The sequence below is a fragment of the Paenibacillus sp. 01T47 genome (assembly GCF_056398245.1).
The window spans coordinates 315,529-335,719 of sequence record NZ_JBFTPA010000002.1 but is presented as its reverse complement, the minus strand read 5'-3'; the positions used below and the strand labels follow the sequence as shown (position 1 = coordinate 335,719).

19 protein-coding genes are annotated in these 20,191 nt (G+C 41.3%); 11 read left to right on the top strand and 8 right to left on the bottom strand.

The window, feature by feature from the left end; genetic code table 11:
- Window positions 1-33: 33 nt before the first annotated feature.
- The 3 genes from AC1DOV_RS05515 (at window position 34) to AC1DOV_RS05505 (ending at window position 3,902) form a co-directional block, all read left to right on the top strand.
- Window positions 34-1,053 carry a zinc-dependent alcohol dehydrogenase family protein gene (locus AC1DOV_RS05515; RefSeq protein WP_477549380.1) on the top strand — a complete coding sequence of 340 codons (1,020 nt, stop codon included), beginning with the start codon at window positions 34-36 and terminating at the stop codon, window positions 1,051-1,053.
- An 841-nt stretch (window positions 1,054-1,894) separates the two neighbouring features.
- Window positions 1,895-2,902 (top strand): zinc-dependent alcohol dehydrogenase, encoded by a 1,008-nt coding sequence (locus AC1DOV_RS05510; RefSeq protein WP_477549379.1) that lies wholly within the window; start codon window positions 1,895-1,897, stop codon window positions 2,900-2,902.
- Window positions 2,903-3,023: 121 nt separating this feature from the next.
- The gene (locus AC1DOV_RS05505; protein WP_477549378.1) at window positions 3,024-3,902 is read left to right on the top strand and encodes a helix-turn-helix transcriptional regulator; all 879 of its coding nucleotides are present in this window, start codon (window positions 3,024-3,026) and stop codon (window positions 3,900-3,902) included.
- A gap of 73 nt (window positions 3,903-3,975) precedes the next feature.
- Here AC1DOV_RS05505 and AC1DOV_RS05500 read toward each other — a convergent pair whose 3' ends face one another.
- From AC1DOV_RS05500 to AC1DOV_RS05490, 3 genes are all read right to left on the bottom strand, one after another.
- A complete protein-coding gene (locus tag AC1DOV_RS05500) occupies window positions 3,976-5,244 on the bottom strand; it encodes an alkaline phosphatase (RefSeq protein ID WP_441875519.1) in 1,269 nt (422 codons plus the stop codon).
- Between the two features lie 110 nt (window positions 5,245-5,354).
- Window positions 5,355-6,512, bottom strand: coding sequence for an N-acetylglucosamine-6-phosphate deacetylase (gene nagA / locus AC1DOV_RS05495; RefSeq protein WP_477549377.1), 1,158 nt, complete (start codon window positions 6,510-6,512; stop codon window positions 5,355-5,357).
- A complete protein-coding gene (locus AC1DOV_RS05490; protein WP_477511890.1) occupies window positions 6,502-7,275 on the bottom strand; it encodes a DeoR/GlpR family DNA-binding transcription regulator in 774 nt (257 codons plus the stop codon). Before AC1DOV_RS05490 ends, nagA begins: the two co-directional genes overlap by 11 nt.
- A 235-nt stretch (window positions 7,276-7,510) precedes the next feature.
- On the opposite strand from AC1DOV_RS05490, the gene AC1DOV_RS05485 reads away from it, so the two are divergent.
- The 3 genes from AC1DOV_RS05485 (at window position 7,511) to AC1DOV_RS05475 (ending at window position 11,129) form a co-directional block, all read left to right on the top strand.
- Window positions 7,511-7,954 carry a MarR family winged helix-turn-helix transcriptional regulator gene (locus tag AC1DOV_RS05485; RefSeq protein ID WP_477549376.1) on the top strand — a complete coding sequence of 148 codons (444 nt, stop codon included), beginning with the start codon at window positions 7,511-7,513 and terminating at the stop codon, window positions 7,952-7,954.
- 179 nt (window positions 7,955-8,133) lie between these two features.
- Window positions 8,134-9,510, top strand: coding sequence for an MATE family efflux transporter (locus AC1DOV_RS05480; protein ID WP_477549375.1), 1,377 nt, complete (start codon window positions 8,134-8,136; stop codon window positions 9,508-9,510).
- Between the two features lie 461 nt (window positions 9,511-9,971).
- On the top strand, window positions 9,972-11,129 hold the full coding sequence (locus AC1DOV_RS05475; RefSeq protein ID WP_477549374.1) for an ATP-binding protein: 1,158 nt from the start codon (window positions 9,972-9,974) through the stop codon (window positions 11,127-11,129).
- Window positions 11,130-11,182: 53 nt separating this feature from the next.
- On the opposite strand, the gene AC1DOV_RS05470 is transcribed toward AC1DOV_RS05475, so the two are convergent.
- From AC1DOV_RS05470 to AC1DOV_RS05460, 3 genes are all read right to left on the bottom strand, one after another.
- A complete protein-coding gene (locus AC1DOV_RS05470; RefSeq protein ID WP_477549373.1) occupies window positions 11,183-13,090 on the bottom strand; it encodes a glycosyl hydrolase family 18 protein in 1,908 nt (635 codons plus the stop codon).
- Window positions 13,091-13,283: 193 nt separating this feature from the next.
- A complete protein-coding gene (locus AC1DOV_RS05465) occupies window positions 13,284-13,562 on the bottom strand; it encodes a YxcD family protein (protein WP_076265783.1) in 279 nt (92 codons plus the stop codon).
- 2 nt (window positions 13,563-13,564) lie between these two features.
- The gene (locus AC1DOV_RS05460; RefSeq protein WP_076265784.1) at window positions 13,565-13,981 is read right to left on the bottom strand and encodes a hypothetical protein; all 417 of its coding nucleotides are present in this window, start codon (window positions 13,979-13,981) and stop codon (window positions 13,565-13,567) included.
- Between the two features lie 192 nt (window positions 13,982-14,173).
- Between AC1DOV_RS05460 and AC1DOV_RS05455 the strand changes: the two genes are divergently transcribed.
- Window positions 14,174-14,716, top strand: coding sequence for a DUF309 domain-containing protein (locus AC1DOV_RS05455; protein ID WP_477549372.1), 543 nt, complete (start codon window positions 14,174-14,176; stop codon window positions 14,714-14,716).
- Between the two features lie 23 nt (window positions 14,717-14,739).
- On the opposite strand, the gene AC1DOV_RS05450 is transcribed toward AC1DOV_RS05455, so the two are convergent.
- On the bottom strand, window positions 14,740-15,306 hold the full coding sequence (locus tag AC1DOV_RS05450) for a beta-class carbonic anhydrase (protein ID WP_477549371.1): 567 nt from the start codon (window positions 15,304-15,306) through the stop codon (window positions 14,740-14,742).
- Window positions 15,303-15,632 carry an iron-sulfur cluster biosynthesis family protein gene (locus AC1DOV_RS05445; protein WP_477549370.1) on the bottom strand — a complete coding sequence of 110 codons (330 nt, stop codon included), beginning with the start codon at window positions 15,630-15,632 and terminating at the stop codon, window positions 15,303-15,305. The genes AC1DOV_RS05450 and AC1DOV_RS05445 overlap by 4 nt, the downstream gene beginning before the upstream one ends.
- 139 nt (window positions 15,633-15,771) lie before the next feature.
- Here AC1DOV_RS05445 and AC1DOV_RS05440 point away from each other — a divergent pair, with 139 nt between their 5' ends.
- The 4 genes from AC1DOV_RS05440 (at window position 15,772) to AC1DOV_RS05425 (ending at window position 20,159) form a co-directional block, all read left to right on the top strand.
- Window positions 15,772-17,286, top strand: coding sequence for a carboxypeptidase M32 (locus tag AC1DOV_RS05440; protein WP_477511906.1), 1,515 nt, complete (start codon window positions 15,772-15,774; stop codon window positions 17,284-17,286).
- Between the two features lie 157 nt (window positions 17,287-17,443).
- Complete coding sequence (locus AC1DOV_RS05435) at window positions 17,444-18,454, top strand: ABC transporter substrate-binding protein (protein ID WP_430058807.1); 1,011 nt, start codon at window positions 17,444-17,446, stop codon at window positions 18,452-18,454.
- 27 nt (window positions 18,455-18,481) lie between these two features.
- Entirely contained in the window at window positions 18,482-19,279 is a 798-nt protein-coding gene (locus AC1DOV_RS05430) for an ABC transporter ATP-binding protein (RefSeq protein WP_477549369.1), read from the top strand.
- An 82-nt stretch (window positions 19,280-19,361) separates the two neighbouring features.
- Window positions 19,362-20,159 (top strand): ABC transporter permease, encoded by a 798-nt coding sequence (locus tag AC1DOV_RS05425; RefSeq protein ID WP_477549595.1) that lies wholly within the window; start codon window positions 19,362-19,364, stop codon window positions 20,157-20,159.
- Window positions 20,160-20,191 lie beyond the last annotated feature (32 nt).

Below are 20,191 nucleotides of genomic sequence, written 5' to 3'. Positions count from 1 at the left end.
TATGTCTATATTATCCATAAAGGAGAGAATATTATGAAGGTATACGAAATTAACGGTGAATTTGGAATTGATCGATTGAAGGCATCCGACCGCCCAATACCAGTGCCCCGTTCAAATGAAGTTCTTATCAAAATGCACGCGGTTTCTTTAAATGCTAGAGATTTGGGCGTTATCGATGGGTTTTATAACCCCAATTTAAATACGCCATTAATTCCAGTATCTGATGGTGTAGGTGAAGTTGTATCCCTCGGAGAAAACTCAAACAAATTCAAAATTGGGGATAGAGTAAGTGGAATTTTCACTCAAAGCTGGATTACGGGTGAGCCGACACAACAAAACTGGGTAAGTACACTAGGCAGTCCGTTGAATGGATTGCTCGCTGAATTTGTTGTGCTGCCAGAAGAAGGGTTAGTTCATGTACCTGATCGATTGACGGATATAGAAGCGGCAACCCTGCCTTGTGCAGGCGTGACAGCATGGCATGCTCTCATTGAGGAAGGCAAGATTAAAGTGGGTGATACCGTTGTCATACAGGGGACGGGTGGCGTCTCCTTGTTCGCACTTCAATTCGCAAAACTGTATGGAGCAACTGTTATTGTAACATCAAGCAGTGAAGAGAAGCTAAATAGAGCGAAGGAAATTGGGGCGGATTTTGGCATTAACTATAAGCAAACACCCGAATGGGATAAGGCTGTACTTGCACTGACGGAGGGACGTGGAGCAGACCATATCGTTGATCTCGGCGGATCAGCTACGTTAAATAGATCGATCTCAGCACTCCGTGTAGGTGGACATATCAGCATGATCGGCGGTCTATCGGGGTTTCGTGTAGAAGGATTTGACATTATCCCTGCAATTGTTAGAAAAGCGCGTCTGCAAGCGATCAACGTAGGCAGCCGGGACATGTTTGAAGCGATGAATTTTGCTATTGAACATAGCGAGCTACATCCCATAGTTGATTCAGTGTATCCATTTGAACGTGCTGTAGATGCGCTTCAGTACTTGACGAATGGGTCATATTTTGGGAAAGTTGTTATTTCATTTAAACATTAATGCCATTATTTTTAAGTAAACATGATTCTTTTTCTTCAATCTCATATCCAATAGTTCCCCGTTCGATGAGGAGAAAAACACAAAAAGCCCATACAATGGGCTTTTTGTGTTCATGCTATTTAAGAAAATATTCACTGTCTGAATAGATGGAAGGCATTAAGCATTCTGATTAGTAGCCACAGCCGCCGCCAAAGATGCCGCAACTACAAGCTATAATGACCAACAAAATGAACAGAACCAGGATAATACCAACACTGTGATTAGCACCACCAACAAATCCACCCATCAAACATTCACCTCCAATGTTTAAAGTACACTGTAGTTTATGTGCGTATGGTACGGTATGATTGGACGTTTGTTCTGTAAGGATATTTGCCCAATAAGCTGTTTGTTAGAAAAGAGAAAGCCCATGGCATGGACTTTCTCTTTTTTACAATGAGATGTTATAGGTTAAATGAGCATACATTGTGGCAGGTGCTGTTATGGTTTTATTCATTCGACGTAAAACAGAACAGGGTTTGTTATCTAGACAGTTTTTGTTCTAAGCGCGGTCACGGCAGTGAGTAGCGATAATAACCAACAAAATGAACAGAACTAGAATAAAACCGATATTTCCCATCAAACATTCACCCCCTGTGTTTTGACTACACTATAAATTATGTATTGCTAGAGCGAAGTGATTGGATGGTTGTACTGGTATGATAATAGCCTTATAGAATACAAACATAGCAGCTCATATTATTTTCGGTGTTTTAGATAAAAAATCGTTTAAGCGAGCAAAGACATCGACATCACAAAGTTTTATATTAATAGGGAAAGCATTTACAGAGGAGTGATTTCGATGGAAAATACAAAAGTCATGTTCGTGAGCCCCTTACAAGTTGAGACGGTTAAAGAGAATTACACTCTAAAAAAATTGAATGAAAATGAAATATTTGTGCAATTGATATATTCCCTCATTAGCCCAGGAACTGAACTAGCAATGTTAACGGGTAAAGAAGAATGGGCTAAGCTTCCGCTATGTCCGGGATATGCAAGCGTAAGCAAAGTATTGGAGACAGGTGAAGGCGTTAAAGATGTGCAGCCAGGCGATATCGTGTTTCATTATGGACAGCATAGCAAATATCAAGTTGTTAACACGAATGAGCTATGTATTCAAGTTCCTGAAAATCTGGATTTAAAATGGGTGCCATTTACCCGTATGGCTACGGTTGCCTTCACATCGGTACGCGTTTCTGAAATTGAAATTGGTGACTTTGTAAGTGTGACTGGGCTTGGATTAGTCGGTAATTTGGCTGCTCAGCTAGCTCAGCTTCAGGGAGCTACGGTTATTGGAGTCGATTTATCAAAAGAAAGAATTCGGACTGCCGAGGCATGTAGCGTGGATTACACGGTTGATGGTGGAGTAGATGATATAAAGCAACGGATATCAATGTTAACCAAGGGTGCTGGTGTATCCACACATATTGAGGCAACTGGCGTACCTGCTGTCGGAGTTGACAGTTTGAAGTGGATTGCTAAGCTTGGCGAAATCATTTTCTTGGGAAGTCCTCGCGGAGAGTACAACACAGATGTTACTGATATATTAAACTATTGTCATCTTTATGGCCGAGGCTGTATTACGTTTAAAGGCGCGCATGAGTGGCGTTATCCAGTTGAACCTAATGAATTTGTTAAACACTCATTAGTTAGAAATTCAGAAATTGTATTTGATCTTATGAAACAAAATAGGCTGCAGATCGAACCATTAATTAGTCATGTGATTAAGCCGGAGCAAGCACAAGAAGCGTACGAGGGACTAAGAGTTAATAAAGATCTGTATAATGGTGTATTGTTTGACTGGTCTTAATCGGATAACAGCTGAATGATCTATTCTAGCGGATTAACAGATTTAATTATGAGTAATTTTAATATGCTTCATTTATAATGGGAGGAGTGATAGAAGCGTTTCGATAGCAGGGGTGAAAGCAATGGATGAGTCTTGGATGAACAGCATATCGCCTTTCGTAAGGGTGGTGAGAATGATGACGACTTCATCCTTAACCGGTGAATGGATGGATCACGATCATGTGTTTACCTATATCGAACAAGGTGAAGCTGAGTTTTTCTTGAGTGGTGTTAAATATGTTGCTCAAGAAGGCGATGTGTTGTTGATGCATCCTTTTATGCCTCACATTATTCGATCGATCTCTGATCAACCATTAATTCAATATATTTTTCATTTTGATCTATATTATGATGAGGAAAGAAGTTTATTGGATTTCACAACAGCTTCCAAAATTCATAATACTTATACTGCAGATAAGGAAATGCAGTTAACATCCATTATTCCCATTTCACACATACAGTTGGCAGACAGAATAGAGCTGAAAAAGAAGTTTTTGCAGCTTCACAAACATTTTCAGGAGAAAAGAGCTGGACATTTTATATTAACTAAATCAATCTGCTTGGAGCTGTTATATTTATTTTTTAAAAATCAAACGGATCGCAATGAAGGGAAATTGACTAAAGGCTGGGCATTCATTGAAAGAGCAATCCATTACATCCATGACAGCTATCAAGATCCTTATTTAAATAATGTTTCTATAAGTAAATATGTCGGAGTGTCAACGAATCATTTGTCTCATTTGTTTAAGCAGCAGCTTGGGATATCCATTCATAAATATGTAACGCATATTAGAATTGAGCATGCAAAATTACTGATCATGGAAGGGAAGTATACCGTGACAGAAATTTCTGAAAATGTTGGTTACTCCAGCATCTATTTATTTAGTCGTTCATTTAAAGCCGCTGTAGGCATAACACCCAGTGGCTTTGCGGGTGCACAAACTAAGGTCATACAATTGTGAGAAATGCCGCCAGTGATCTGGCGGCATTTCTGTTTTGTGTTGTATTCCATTGTTATGGGGAGCCAATTCGTTGTTATTTTTTAATTTTAAGTCCTAAAGCTTGCATGAGTTTATGAAATACATCTGTATTTTCGTAGATTCCTGTAAACAACTCAGCATTTGGACCCATAGCTGTAATCGGAATATCTACGGCAGTATGGCCCGATGTTGTCCAATCCACAACAAAATTAAATTTGCTGTTAGCAACGGCGAAAGGACCATCTTCTTTGGAAATTCCGTCGCCGGACTCATCATCGGCATTCACTTCTTCGATGGAGAAGCCGCCAGTTTCATGATCGGCTAATACGAGGACAAGTGTATTCGGGTTTTTCTTGGCAAAATCTTTGGCGACTTGAACGGATTTATCTAATTCTTGACCGGCTTTGATCGTCATTTTGGCATTGTTTTGGTGAGCAAACTCATCCGTTCCTTCTTCCTCAACCATTAGGAAAAAGCCTTTATTATTTGTAGCGAGCGTATCTATCGCTTTTTTTGTCATCTCTGCTAGAGATACAACGGGGTTATAAATATCGCCTTCGCCTTCAGGTTTTTGTTGGAACATTTCTTCATTAGCGAACAGACCAAGCAGCTTGCCTTTTTTCACTTTTTGCATTTCTGTTTTGCTTGAAACGTAACTGTACCCTAATTGTTTTGCTTTATTTACGAGATTTCCTTGTGTTCCTTTGCTTTTTTCAGAAGGATCTTCGATCGGCTCATCTGGGAATTTACCAGGCTCTCCAGCTGGATACCAGAAATCTTCGCCTCCACCGAGAATGACATCAACTTTGCTTTGTGTCAATAGCTGCAAAGCGATCTCACTTTGTTTAGAACGATCATCAACATGTGCGCCGAAAGCAGCTCCCGTTGCGTCAGTTACTTGACTTGTAGTTACAATTCCAGTTGATTTCCCAGATTCCTTGGCGTATTCCATGATCGTTTTTACTTTTACTTTATTGGCATCCATTCCAATTGCACCATTGTACGTTTTCACACCGCTGGCATATGCCGTAGCTGATGCAGCTGAATCGGTTACAGGAACAGTAGAGCTCGTGTGCAGCAAACCTACGTAAGGCATCGAATCCATAGCGAGGTTGCCTTTTAAGCCGACGGTAGCAAGGCGGATAGCATCACGTTGAGCCGTTCCCATCCCATCGCCAATAAACAAAATGACATTTTTCGTTTTTGTAGTAGCTGCTTCAACTTGATTAGGCGATTGTGTACTGATAATGCTCGTAATCAGAAGGGCAGTAGCTGCTGTACCTACAATCGCGGCCTTAATTCCGTTCTTTTTAACAAGTTTCATAAATTCCCTCCTAAAGTAAGTTTACTATTTTATAGTAGAGTAATTACATTAAGAGAGTGTTTTCTTCATTTCTTGTTATTGTAAAAGATGGTTTCTCAACCTCCGTACATTCAGATAACATTACCTTTAATCATGGTCCATTCTACTTGGAAATGTTCATTCAACAAAACAAGATCGGCATCTAATCCTGTTTTGATTGTTCCTGTCTTATGATCCATACCTAATATTCGTGCAGGAGTCGTTGAGGCCATTTGAATAGCGTCGAGCATGGAAATACCGGTTTCGGTCGTGAAGCGGAGTGCTTCATTCATTGTAACTACACTAGAGGCTAATGTTCCATCCGCAAGCTGCGCAACGCCATTGGTTACTGTTACTTGATGGCCGCCAAATAGATAGCTGCCATCTCCTAAACCCATGGCTTGTAATGCATCTGTGATCAGTACCATGTTTTCGGGTCCTTTAATGCGATGCATCAAACGAACAACAGCAGGATGGAGGTGGACGCCATCGACAATGGCTTGAATACTCACATGATCTGCTTCAAAAGCAGCAGCGACGAGCCCGGGATCTCGATGATGAATCGGCCGCATGCCATTAAAGCAATGTGTAACATGGCTAGCTCCAGCATCAAATGCTAACTTAGCTTCCTCATACGTTGCATCAGAATGTGCGACAGCAATGATAACTTCCATTTCTTTCAAATAAGAGAGGAGTTCCATTCCACCTGGTAATTCTGGAGCTATCGTTACCATTTTAATAAGTCCATCTGCTTCTTCGAAAATTTGCTTCATCTCACCAAGATGCGGATGACGTAAATACTTTTCATTTTGCATCCCTTTACGTTTCGGATTCAGATAAGGTCCCTCTAAATGAAGTCCAGCAATTTTGGCGCCGACCTCAAGCCCAACGACACGTTTTACACTACGAATCATAGCTAATAATTCATCCATTGTAGAGCTTACTGATGTAGCAAGAAACGAGGTACAGCCCGTTGCAGCACATGCACGAGAAACCTCTTGAATACTCGCTTCGCTTCCATCCATCATATCGAACCCGTTAGCTCCATGTATATGCACATCGATCATACCGGGGATTAACCATTTCCCGTTCCCATCTATAAGCTCATATTCCTCCTCTGGAAGAGGCGAAAGGGGAGTATGATTATTTTCTATTTTTTCGATGATTCCATTTCTAATCCAGACGGTACTAGCTGGCAAAATAACATCAGGCTGAACGATTTGAACGTTATGCACGATTTTATAAGTCATCTTTATTTTCCTCCTCGAGTTTGTTGTTCATCTCAGAGCAAATAACTGTTATATTTTTCTGATCAAGTATTTCTTCTATTTCGCTAGGTACTTCTTGATCGGTAATTAAAATATCAATATAGTCAAAATCTAAACGATAAACCGACTTGTTTTTAAACTTCGTAAAATCAGCTACAGCGATAACCTGGTCTGATCTGCGTGCCATCTCTTTTTTGATATGCGCATCCTCTTCAAACGGGTAGTAGAGCCCATCTGATTGAATCGCCGCGGCGCCAATAAACACCTTATCAGCTCTCATTTCACGAAGCTTTTCAATAACGGAGGGACCATACAGCAAGCGGTTCTTTACATGTAAATAACCACCGAGTACATAAACCTGCAGATCATCTCGATCAGAGAGAATTCTTACGATGTCTATGGACTGAGTAATAGCTGTAATATTTTTTGCGGAGATTTGTTCGGCCACTGCCTGCACCGTTGTAGAAACGTCTAATATGACCGTCTCATGATCATGAATGAGCTTTGCTGCTACCAAACCAATATTGATTTTGCTATCTGTCTCATCAATTAGCCGTTCCTGATAGGAAGCAAGCTCCTTCTGTAATTGAGGAGAGGCTACTCCACCATGTGTTCGATTGACTACACCTTCTTGCACTAATTTAACGATATCTCTTCGAGCTGTATCCCTTGATACACCGAGATGGGTGCAAATATCCATGACACTCATCGTTTGATGTTCTTTTAAATATTCGAGTATTTTCAATAATCTCTGCTCTTGATAGATGATGAACACCTCTTTGTAAGTAAGTTTATCGTATTTTTTAAGTAAATGGAAGTATTATTTAAGTAATTAGAAGTAAGTTATAAGTAAGTTGAAGTGAATTATTGGACGAGCGGATTAGAATAAGGAGAATCAGACCATTTGTCAATTACGAGATTGACTTAGCAATCGATGTGATTTATTATTAGTTAGAAATCTAACGATTATGTGGGGGCTGATGGAAATCGAACATACTTTACAGTATCAAGTGCGCGCGATTGGCCACAAACTAAAAAATTATGCGGACAAAAAGCTTGAAGCTCATGGAATAACGTTCGAGCAAGCCAAACTCATCGAGTATGTATATCACCATGAAGAAAAAGGTGTGTCTCAGAAAGATTTGGAACGTGCATTTCAACGTAAAGGATCTTCCATTAGCAGTATCGTTCATAATCTAGAGAAAAACGGGTTTATTGAAAGGAAGACGGATGCGAAGGATGAACGCAAAAAAATAATACGCATGCAAGCAAAAGGAAAAGATGTTGTTTTGGATTTTGATCAGTTTTTCAGTGAAACGGAGAACCTCATGATGAAGGGATTGAGCAGCGAAGATCAAGTGAAGCTGTTTGCATTTTTGGATACAATCAATCAAAATCTTGATCAGGAAAATAAGCTGTTATAATACGTAACAGCAGTTATTTTCATAATATAGTTAGATATCTAACAGTATTGTTCGAAATGATTTTTGTATAAACGTGCTTTTAATTTGAAAGAGGGATTGTCATTTTTCAGTATTTAGTTAGATATCTAACTAAAATCACAGTTGTTGGCTCCTCAAAAAAACAGAAAGAAGTGATTTTCATGGAACAAACCGTCGTTGAATCGAACGAAAGTATTTATTATTTTGAAAAGGCTCCAATTCCCAAAGCAATTGCTCATTTTAGCATACCCATGATGTTAGGGATGTCTGCGAGTGTTATTTATTCTATAATTAATGCGTACTTTATAGGATTTCTTCACAACTCAGAAATGTTAACGGCGATCACACTCACCTTGCCCGTCTTTGCTATACTGATGGCATTTGGGAATCTAATTGGTGTCGGTGGGGGAACCTATATATCGCGGCTCTTAGGGGAAAAGGAATATAATAGCGTGAAACAAGTTTCATCTTTTTCATTTTATAGTTCACTTCTTTTAGGCGTTGTCATTTGTTTGGTTAGTATTCCGTTCATAAGTTCAATCGTATACGGGTTAGGGGCGAGCTCCATATCCTTTCTTCATACGAGAGACTATATGACCATTATGCTTATCGGAGCACCAGCTGTTATCGCGAATTTTGCGCTAGAACAAACAGTTAGATCTGAAGGAGCAGCTAAAGTATCGATGTATGGCATGATATTAAGTGTGATTTTGAATATTGTTTTGGATGCTCTTTTTATTTTTGTATTCGACTGGGGAATGAAAGGAATTGCTGCCGCTACTATGCTCGCAAACCTTGCGTCTGTAGTTTATTATGGCCAATATATTCATCGTAAAAGCCCATTTTTAACGCTTTCCTTGAAGGCTTGTCGAGTAACGGTAACTATGATTCGTAATATTTTAAGTGTTGGTGTTCCTGTTTTTTTACTCAGCGTTTTTATGGGAACGACAGCTTTGTTTTTTAATCATTTTCTCGCCATTTATGGAGATACATCTGTTGCGGCCTTTGGAATATCTTCTCGGCTTATGCAATTTCCTGAATTTATTATTATGGGCTTATGTGAAGGCGTGATTCCTTTGATAGCCTATTGTTTTACAGCAAATAAGAAACGAATGAAAGAAGTCATCCAGTTTACTGCTGCTGCTGTCATTTCGATTGCTGTCTTATGCGGTACTATTGTATTCTTCATCTCGAATCATTTAATAAGTTTGTTCACGATCGATCAAGAGCTGATTGCAACAGGGAGTTATATTTTGAAAGTAGTTTTTCTATCTTTGTTTATGACAGGTTTTACGCTTTTAATTACTGGTATTTTTCAAGCTACAGCACAAGGAAAGGCAGCTCTTGTTATGGCGGTTGCTCAGGGAGTTATTTTTATTCCAACTCTGTTTGTGATGAATCATTATATGCAGTTCCATGGTGTTATTTGGTCCATAGTCATCGCTGATTTTATGGCTTTGGTCATCGCTAGCGTACTGCTCTTTGTACTTCGTAATAAGCTGACGATAGCGCCGGAAATGGGCTCATTTGAGGGCTGAAATGTAAACGTTAGGAAAGAGGAAGGTAAGTAACGGCAATAGCGAACTTCATCGAGTCTGTGTAGAATTACTTCGTACTCAAAAATAAATATATAACATTCTAAGGAATATATAGTTTCTTTTCATGGCAGCAAAAACAGAGTGAAAAAGCAGAGAACGTAAGCTTAGGTTCCCAATATCTTAAACTAGCTCATGTCTTATGACATGGGTTTTTCATTTTTACTGATATCTTCCAAAAATTTCATGATTATTTCCTATTATTTATGCTATTATACTGGTGATAAGATTGTTTAAAAGAATGTTGAAAATATAGCAAAAAGAGAGGGAATTGATATCTAGATATGATAAATCAATTATTAATTCATCTAATTATCATATGTTTTCCGATCTTTATCCAACAATTTTTTTATTCTCGAAATAAATTAATTAATAGAATTTCTTATCAGGTTCTTAATGGATTTGTGTTTGGAGCATCCTCTATCCTTTGTATGGCCTATCCTATTTATGTAATGGGCAACTTTCATGGCGATTTAAGAAGCATTCCTTTAATTGTTCTGATTATTTATGGCTACGAGTACATTGTACCTGGCATTATTGCCCTTGCTGCTGCCATCTTATACTGCTTGTGTATGGGAGGAGATGATGTCTTCCTCTCTACAGCAACATTGTTGCTAAGTGTGGGGCCATGTTTCTTTTTTTTAAAGTCATTGCGTAAAAAACAAGCTGCCAGACGCATGCTGATTTGTATGAACTTATCGATTTATTCCGTTATTGTGTTCATTTTATCTTTTTTTGTCTATCTCGAGATTAACTCCTACACAAACGAGATTCATTCAGACTGTATTTTTATCATTTCGATTTTAGCTGCAGCATCATTTATTGGAATGGGTGTTTCTATATTACTGAAAGAGCATTTTATCGAAACGGCATATTTGAAAAATGAGCTAGAGCGTAGTGAAAAATTGAAGATCGTAAGTCAAATTGCTGCTTCCGTTGCTCACGAGGTGCGAAATCCTCTGACGGTAGTGAAAGGATTTTTACAGCTGTTGAAGGAATCTGTCGATGACAAAAAAAAGGATTACTTGAATATTGCTTTAGCTGAATTGGATAGAGCAGAGTATATTATTTCTGATTATTTGAATCTTGCTAAGCCGCAAGCAGATCAGCTGGAAGTAATCGAGATTTCTGAATTTCTGGTACATACATTGGAAATTATGAATTCTTATGGGCTAATTCAAAATGTGCAAATCCACTTAAACTGTAATCAAACGGATCTTTATATAAGGGCAGACAAACCGAAACTGACTCAAGTGATATTAAATCTAATTAAAAATGGGGTAGAAGCGATCCCAGATAAAGGTGAAGTGACTGTCAATGCCTATTATTACAAAGAAGAAATTTGCATAGAAATTATTGATACTGGAAAGGGCATATCCAGAGAGGAATTGGAGCAATTAGGTACCGTTTTTTTTACGACAAAGGAAACGGGGACAGGCTTAGGCATTTTGGTAACCTTTCGGATTGTCGAAGCATTAAAGGGTAAAATTGCCTTTCAAAGCGAGCTCGGAATGGGGACGAAGGTATTGCTGAAATTTCCTGCAGTAGATCAATTGAAATAAGTCTATAAATGAAGAATAGCCCCATTCTCCATAGGAGAATGGGGCTATTCATGTTATTTATTGCGAAGCATCATCGTCCACAAATCAGAGCTTTCATAACCGAGGCGCCAAGCTGCAACGCCAGCCAAATCGTAAGTTTTGGCTATATCGATACGAGCTTTGACCGTGTTTTCGGTTTCAGCCCAGAATAAATAGGTGAAGCCGTCTTTGGTATACTTATATTTCATCTGTCCAGATTCCGGGTCCATCTCACCTTGAGCGTTCGTATCTGCAATAAGCTTAGGTATTTCCTTCATAAATATGGCGCGGTTGCTGACTAGCTTATTCGTGCTGTCAAGCTTCCATTCACGTACGTAAAAAGGAATGCCTAGCATGAGCTTGTTACGCGGAATGCTATAGCTCAAAAATTGCTTAACGCCTTCTTCAACCCAGTTGAGGCCAGCAACGGAACCAGGCACCTCGCTTCCTTTCCAATGCTCATCATAAGCCATAATGATAATGGTATCGACGACTGCCGATAGAGCGGTATGGTCGTAAGCGGTTCTATCATTCCAGCTTAAGCTGCCGCGTGGCAAATCGATAGATATTTGCATACCTTTGTCATGCACGGCTTTAGCAAGTGCTGTAACAAAGGCGGTATAGGCAGCCCGATCCGTTCCAGCGACCTCTTCGAAATCAAGATTGATGCCTGCAACACCGAGTTGAGTAAGCTTCGCTACAAGCGTCTTAATGAAAGCTTGCTGGGCGGTGTTGTTCTTTAAAAATTCCGTCGTCATTTTTTTGTTAAATTGATTGTGAACGAGCGGCATTACTTTAATTCCTTGTTCTTTGAATGTGTCTACGACTACTTGATCTGAAGTGTCGATCATTGAGCCATCCGCAGCGGAGAGCTCAAACCAAGTAGGGGAGTCAATCGACAATCCTTGCGTATTAGCGACATGGCTGATAATCGTTGCGCTTGTAGCGCTGCCATTCCATCCCATATAAACTAGGCTTTTGGTATTGCTGAAAATTTTACGGCCTTCGCTCGTTTGAACAGTGCTGTTCGCAAAACCCTTCGCATACTCAATTGCACCGGTCTTTGTATTGAAGGCTCTTAATTTCTTGTCGCCTTGATAAACGGCTAAATAGGGAATACCGGACCAGTATACTTTCTCATTAAAGGTAACTTCTGCATTTGGTGTTTTTTTCGCAAGCTGTACAGCCCCATCTAAGCTAATAGAAGAGCCGACCACAGCACCATTTTGTTTTACTAAATAAGCAGGTACATTCGAATGAACGATCTTACTCGTTGATGTATTTAATACCTGACTGCCAGAAATGGAGTATGAGGCATTCATAGCATCGAGAAGGTAGGAGTAAAGCGGTAACTCTTCTACAGGTGCCCCATCCACAGTAATCTGATAGACGGGTGCAGCTGCGCGCTGTGCTTTAGTTTGTGCAGCTGTTTGGTTTCCCCAAACCCATTTGTTCGTTGTTAAGTCGTTTACATGGGCATTTCCCCATTTTTTGGCTTCCTGCTTAGCGGCAGCAAGTGTAAGGAAGGACCAATTGTCACGAGTGTTATCGCCTTGATAAAGCTTGAACTTGGCGTAGGATTGATAACTCCAGCCAATGTTTTCAAGATCACGGATATGTACGTTAGTTAGGTTTTTAGCAACAGATAATGCTTGATTGTAAGTGCTAAACTCCCATTTCGGTAGAGTTTGACCGTTCTGATAAACCTTGTAACGAGGGAAGTTATCCCATACCCAAGCACGATCGGCAATTTTCTCGACATGACTGTAACCGAATTTCCCGGCATAGGAAATCGCTTGGCCCTCCGTAGTGAACTCACGGAGCATTTGGTCATTTTGATAAACACGGAATTTTGTCATTTGATTTGCTGCAGCATCTGCAATGCCTGCCGTTGCTGTCATGATTGTTTGGCAAAAGAAAAGCAAAAGCAGCGCTGTACTCATTTTTTTTCTCATAGATTTGTCATATACACTCCTCTCTAGTCTAATGATTAGACGCAGGGAGGACGAGGATGTTGCTGGAAATCTATTAATATTTCTCTAGTAATTATTGGTAGAGCATTTTTTGGCACAAAAAAAAGCATCCGTTAACTGCTTATCCATAAGATAATGCAAGCTATTGGATGCTTCTTTTATGCTAATCGGAAATGTCTGCCCAAAATTCTTCATCTGCATCCAACGTAATGTTGGAGCGGAAAACGCGCCGATTATATTGTGTGAACATATATTGCTCGATAGCCTCGAGGATATTCGCTTCAATGATGTACTGGCTGCGGCCCTTCACCCAAACCTCGGCCGTATACCCATACTCTTCTTCCCATGAGAGCTGCACTTCCACATCGGTAGGGTTAACTCCCCGTCGTTCAGACATATGAAGGCAGATAGCGTTTATAATCTCATCTGTATAGATGCGCACGATTAGTAGGGTCTCCGTTGATCTGGCGGGTTACGCTTGCTGCGCAGATATACGAATGCTACACGTATTAGCATGATGATGGCGAAAATAGCCATTAAATTAATCATTAGACCTAGAATATTACCGAATGCGCCCATGCCCGCGAACAAACCGCCGAACATCAAGCCTGCCAAACCGCCAATCATAAGGCCTTTCATCAAGCCGCCGCCGCTAAAAAATCCAGGTTTTGTAGCGCCAGTAGTTGCTCCAGCTTTCTTGCCTGGATTCGATTGATTAACGTTATCCGATTTCTTAGGGTTTTGCGTAACGCTTTGTTTCGGAGATTTCATTCCGCCTCGTGGTTTTGCATCGGCATACTGTCCGAAACCTAGTGTGATGAATAGTGTGAGTGCCAGCATGACCATGAATCCCTTTTTCATCTGTGTTTTCTCCTCCTGATATCTTTAATACATTCTTTACAAACATAGATAATATACGGCTAATAGACATGATGGTTTCATTTATTTCTATAGGATTGGTTTAAATGTATGAAAGTATAAGCGACATATGCTAATATTTTTATTATTAATGAAACGATGAATTCGATTGGAACAAGTCATTTGGAGGTTTTTATGATTTCTTTTCCGAAAGCGTATATTGCTTATTTAGTGGAGTTCCATGCATCCAGAGATTATTTCGAATGTCACGAGCTTCTGGAGGAGTACTGGAAAGAGAATCCCGGTGATCGATTTGCAGAAACTTGGGTTGGACTTATTCAACTGGCTGTTGGCCTCTACCACGAGCGCAGAGGCAATGTTCGCGGCGCAGTCAAGATGCTAACACAAGCAGATCGCAGACTGTCTGCAGCCCCGCTTGATGAGCTTGGTTTAGGTAAGAACAGCTTGCAGATGCAATTAAGTGCAAGATTAGCTTATTTGCAGGCGGAGGACGAAACTCCCTATACAGATATTAATTTGCAAATTGTAAACGAAGACGTCGTTTTATTGTGTAAGCAAATGTGTGACCAAAGAGGATTGATTTGGGGAGCTACGAGCCCATTAGATGATGATGGAATCATTCACAGGCATTCAAAGAGAGACAGATCCGATGTGATAAAAGCTAGACTTGCAGCTTATGAAGCAAAAAAACGGGAACGTAGCGGTATGATTGAATAACCGCTGTGTTCCCGTTTTTTTGTTTACAATTGAGATGTTGCAGCGTCTACAAGCTCTAGTTCACCAGTTTCGGAATCAATAATCAATCCATGAACTAAAATATTAGCAGGCAGCAGGGGGTGATTGCGGATGATGCTTACACTGTTTAGAACACTGTCTCTGACGTTGTCGAAGCCAGTCAGCCAGCGCATCAGATTAAGACCTGAATGCTTCAAGGTTGTAATCGTCTCATTGGAGACGCCTCGCTCTTCCATATGCTGAATGATGAGTTCAGGGTTGAGACCAGTCATCCCGCAATTGCTATGCCCGATGACAAATACTTCGTCGGCTTGCAGCTCATATAAGGCGACAAGGACACTACGCATAATATTGCCAAAAGGCTGTGTTACGATAGCACCAGCGTTTTTAATAATTTTGGCATCGCCATTTTTGAGATTCATAGCTTTGGGCAGCATTTCTGTCAGCCTTGTATCCATACAAGTAACGATGACCATTCTTTTGTTTGGATATTTGCTCGTGGAATATTTCTCGTATTTCCGGTTCTCAACAAATTCTTTATTGTAATTTAAAATTTCATCAATTTTGTTCATGCTTCTCCTCCGCTTAGAAAACGAAGGTTTACCGTATAAATTTGGCTGTCGCTCTTGAGGCTAAAGCTGCTTCGTTCCTCATTGTAATCAACACGCAGCTGGGGTTCATAATATATTTCATGGCGAGGTTCATAATAGAAGGGCAAAGGATCGCCTTGTGCGAGTTTGTCGTCCACCGTGGGCTCACTAATCAACTGAAGGGCAGGAACGCCGCTAACGACACAACCGCATCCTTCTGTATCATGAAGCAGTTTTAATTGGTTTTTCCCCTCTTTTAAATAAGGAGTTAACCGATCAGTAGCTGCTTTGGAAAAAATGATATGCATATGGTTTCCTCTCTTTCTATCTCTTGCACTGGATGTCTTGCAGGTTTAAGATGATTATAAGGATTGGAATAAGTAAGATCAAGTAAAGATCCCATGAATCATAATCAATGTAAAAACGAAGCAGGAAGGTGGAACAATGATGTCTACAAAACATACGGAAGCTCTGCAAAATTTCAGAGAAACCATTCGCAAAATTTCGAGCTATGAGGAAGCACTCGGAGTTCTATATTGGGATTTGCGCACAGGCGCTCCGCGCAAAGGAATGGATAATCGCTCAGAGGTCATTGGCGTGTTATCCGGTGACCATTTTAAGCTGGCAACATCACCTGAACTAGGAGAAAATCTGTCCACACTGGAGGATCGTTCTGTATACTCAGAGCTCAGTGAAATCGATCAGCGTTTAGTTGCGGAAACTCGCAAGGAGTACGATCGCAGCATCAAAATTCCACCGAAGCTCTATCAAGAATATGTGGTGTTATCCTCGCAATCCGAAAGCAAATGGGAAGAAGCGAAGGAAAATAATGATTATACAAGCTTCCAGCCCTATTTGGAGAAGGTCATTTCCTATACAAATCAATTTATTGACCTTTGGGGACCGAAAGAGACTCGTTATGATACGCTTCTTGATCAATATGAACCGGGCATGACCGTTGCTGAACTTGACCGAGTGTTTGGTGGTTTACGCGAGCAGCTCGTACCGCTAGCATCAGCGATCGCAAACTCGCCGCATCAGCCAGATACTTCATTTCTGAAGCAAAACTATGATAAATCGTCTCAAAAAGCGTTTAGTCTATACATATTGGAGCAAATGGGTTACAACTTTGAAGCAGGCAGGCTCGATGAGAGCGCTCATCCATTCGCTACAGGACTTAATCCCGGCGATGTTCGAATTACGACAAGATATTTGGAGGACGATGTAACAAGCGCATTGTTCGGAACAATTCATGAAGGCGGTCATGCGCTTTATGAGCAAAATATTATGGAAGAGCTTATCGGCACAACGCTTTGCACCGGAACTTCCATGGGGATTCACGAATCGCAATCCCGCTTCTGGGAAAATGTCATTGGACGGAGTAGACCTTTCTGGAATCGTTATTTCGGCGAGCTACAACAACGTTTTCCTGGTCAGCTTGATGTGAGCGTTGATCAATTTTATCGCGGGAATAATGTTGTGCAGCCATCGCTAGTTAGAATAGAAGCAGATGAACTGACTTATAATCTGCATATCATTATCCGCTATGAGATCGAGAAGCTTATATTTAATGGCGGCGCGAAAGCTGCAGATCTTCCAGCTATCTGGAATGAAAAATACAAAGAGTATTTAGGCGTGACTCCGCAAAATGATGCAGAAGGCGTTCTCCAAGATGTTCACTGGTCTGGTGGAGCTTTTGGTTATTTCCCTTCCTATTCACTTGGCAATATGTATGCGGCGCAAATCGCAGATACGATGGAGCGTGATCTGCAAGGTTTCTGGGGCAGTGTAGAAAAAGGGAATTTACTGCCGATTAAGCAATGGCTTAGCGAGCGTATTTACAAATACGGCAAGCTGAGAACGCCTTCTGAGCTTATCCAGAGCGTTACTGGCAAACCGCTTGATCCACAGCATTTGGTTGCTTATTTAACGAAAAAATATACAGACATCTACAAGCTGTAGTAAGCAGCTAAATTTACTAACAAGATGAGAAGGCTGTCCAATCGTCCAATGACGATAATGGGTAGCCTTCTTTTTGTGCATGTATTCACCGCCCTTCGCTAAAGCGCATAGGCTGAAGTACATTTATTAAACGCATAGTTGCAGAAGGGACTCAAAAATGAAAAAACGAATGGTATTGACGATGCTGCTCGCCGCAGTGCTAGTCATGACAAGTGTACTGGCTGGATGCGGGAAAGGCGATTCAGGCAATGTGAAGATTCGTATCGGCGAAGTAACGCGCTCATTATTTTATGCACCAGAATACGTAGCTGTCGCGAAAGGCTTCTTTAAAGAGGAAGGGCTCGATGTGGAATTAACGACTACACCGGGCGGTGACAAAACAATGACGGCATTGCTCTCGAATGCGATCGACGTTGCATTGGTGGGATCGGAAACTTCCATTTATGTGTATCAGCAGGGGACGGATGATCCGATCATTAACTTTGCCCAATTGACTCAAACCGATGGTACTTTCCTTGTAGCTAGAGAGGCTGATGCAAACTTCGATTGGAACAATTTAAAAGGCAAAGTATTCCTTGGCCAAAGAAAAGGCGGAATGCCGCAGATGGCCGGCGAGTTTGCGTTAAAGAAGCTTGGCATCGATCCGAAAGCGGATTTGGAGCTGATTCAAAACGTTGATTTTGCAAACATACCTGCAGCCTTCGCATCGGGTACTGGCGATTATGTCCAGCTATTTGAACCGACAGCTTCGATTTTTGAGAAGGAAGGCAAGGGGCATGTGGTAGCATCATTTGGTGAGGAAAGCGGTCACCTTCCTTACACGGTGTTTATGGCTAAGAAAAGCTATATCAACAAAAACAAAAAAGCTATTCAATCGTTCACGAACGCTGTTCATAAAGCGCAGCTTTGGGTTAAAGACAACAATGCAGAAGCAATTGCCGATGTTGTGCTGCCATATTTTGAAAATGTGGATCGCGATATTCTTATCAGCTCCATTGACCGTTACAAAAAACAAGGCTCGTTTGCGACAGATCCAATCATTGATGAAGGGGAATGGAACAACCTTCTTGACGTTATTACGAGCGCAGGAGAACTTCAGAAGCGTACCGAGCATAGTGAAATTGTAGATACTAGCTTTGCCGAAAAAGCAATTGAAGCAGTGAAATAACTGCCGGCATGAAATGGAGGCTTAGGCATGATGGATGTACCCGTGCTTGAGCTGCAGCAATTATCACATGTATATGTGAATGAAAAAGGAGCCTACCTCGCGGTCGAAGAAATTGAGCTGACGGTTAACCGCGGGGAGTTTATCAGCTTGGTTGGTCCTAGCGGCTGCGGCAAGACGACGGTGCTTAGTCTGTTAGCCGGCTTGTTTCCACCGACTAAGGGGCAAGTACTGCTAAATGGTGAGCGGGTTGTGGGACCTTCGCCCAAGGTAGGCTACATGCTGCAGCAAGATTATTTATTTCCATGGCGTTCTATCAAAGAAAATGCCGCAATTGGACTTGAAATAAGCGGACGCAAATCAGAAAAGGCGCTTCAAGCGGTAGATGAGCTGTTAGTTGAGCTTGGACTGCCGGAATCCGGGCGCAAATATCCTCATGAGCTATCAGGCGGAATGAGGCAGCGAGTCGCACTTGCAAGAACTTTAGCTACAGAGCCGGAAGTGCTTCTGCTCGATGAGCCTTTCTCAGCACTTGATTTGCATATCAAAATCCAACTCGAGGACTTGGTTCATCAGACATTGAAGAGACTTGGCAAAACAGCGGTTCTTGTCACACATGATCTGGCAGAAGCTGCTGCAATGAGTGACCGTGTTATCGTGCTAGGCAGAAACCCCGGACATATTCGATGTGAAGTGGAAATACCGGAAGAGATTCGTCAAGCAACCCCGATGGTGGCTCGCAAGCTCCCAGACTTTCAACTATTGTTTGATCGCTTATGGGAGGAGCTTGATGAGGACGACATGGAAGGGGGTGGAAATGGTGGATAAACGAAGCGGGCAGGATATATTGAATAACGACAAAACAGGTAAAGCTGCTGTATCGGGTATTCAAGAGGATCGCCTGACTTGGATGGGCGAGCTGCACAATCGGTTCAAGGAACACAAACGGCGTATTACAGCTGCGGTCATCACAACACAGTTTGTGCTGCTGCTCCTGTTTATCGGTCTATGGGAAGCTGCTGGGCGCAAAAATTGGATTGATCCCTTGCTGTTCAGCTATCCCTCCAAGATGTTTCTACAGCTTTGGAAGACGATGGCGGACGGCTCCATATGGCCCCATGTTGGCATGACCGTGACAGAAACCGTCGTAGGTTTCTTGCTTGGTACGATTTTAGGCACTGCGATTGCCGCTTTGCTATGGTGGTTCCCATTTCTATCTCGTGTATTCGATCCTTATTTGGTCGTCCTCAATAGTATGCCAAAAGTGGCGCTTGGACCTATTTTTATCGTTGGACTTGGACCAGGCTTTATGTCGATCGTTGCTATTACGCTATCGATCACTGTCATTATAACGATTTTGAACATTTATAATCGATTTCGTGAGATTGACACCGGTTATATTAAAGTCGTAAGGCTGTTTGGTGCTTCTAGACTGCAATTGTTTAAGCTTGTAATTTTGCCGGGTTCCTTTCCTGTCATTATTTCAACGTTGAAAGTTAATGTCGGGCTAGCGTGGATCGGCGTCATCGTGGGTGAGTTTCTCGTCGCCAAGCTAGGTTTAGGTTATTTAATAATATATGGCTTCCAAGTTTTCAATTTCACATTAGTGCTTTCGAGCTTGATTGTGATTGCCGTTGTTGCTACGGTTATGTATCAGTTAGTTGCAATGCTGGAGAGAAAGTTGACTGAGGGTTGGCGCGAGCGGTAGGATGTAGAAATAAATCCTACTTAACGTGAGGT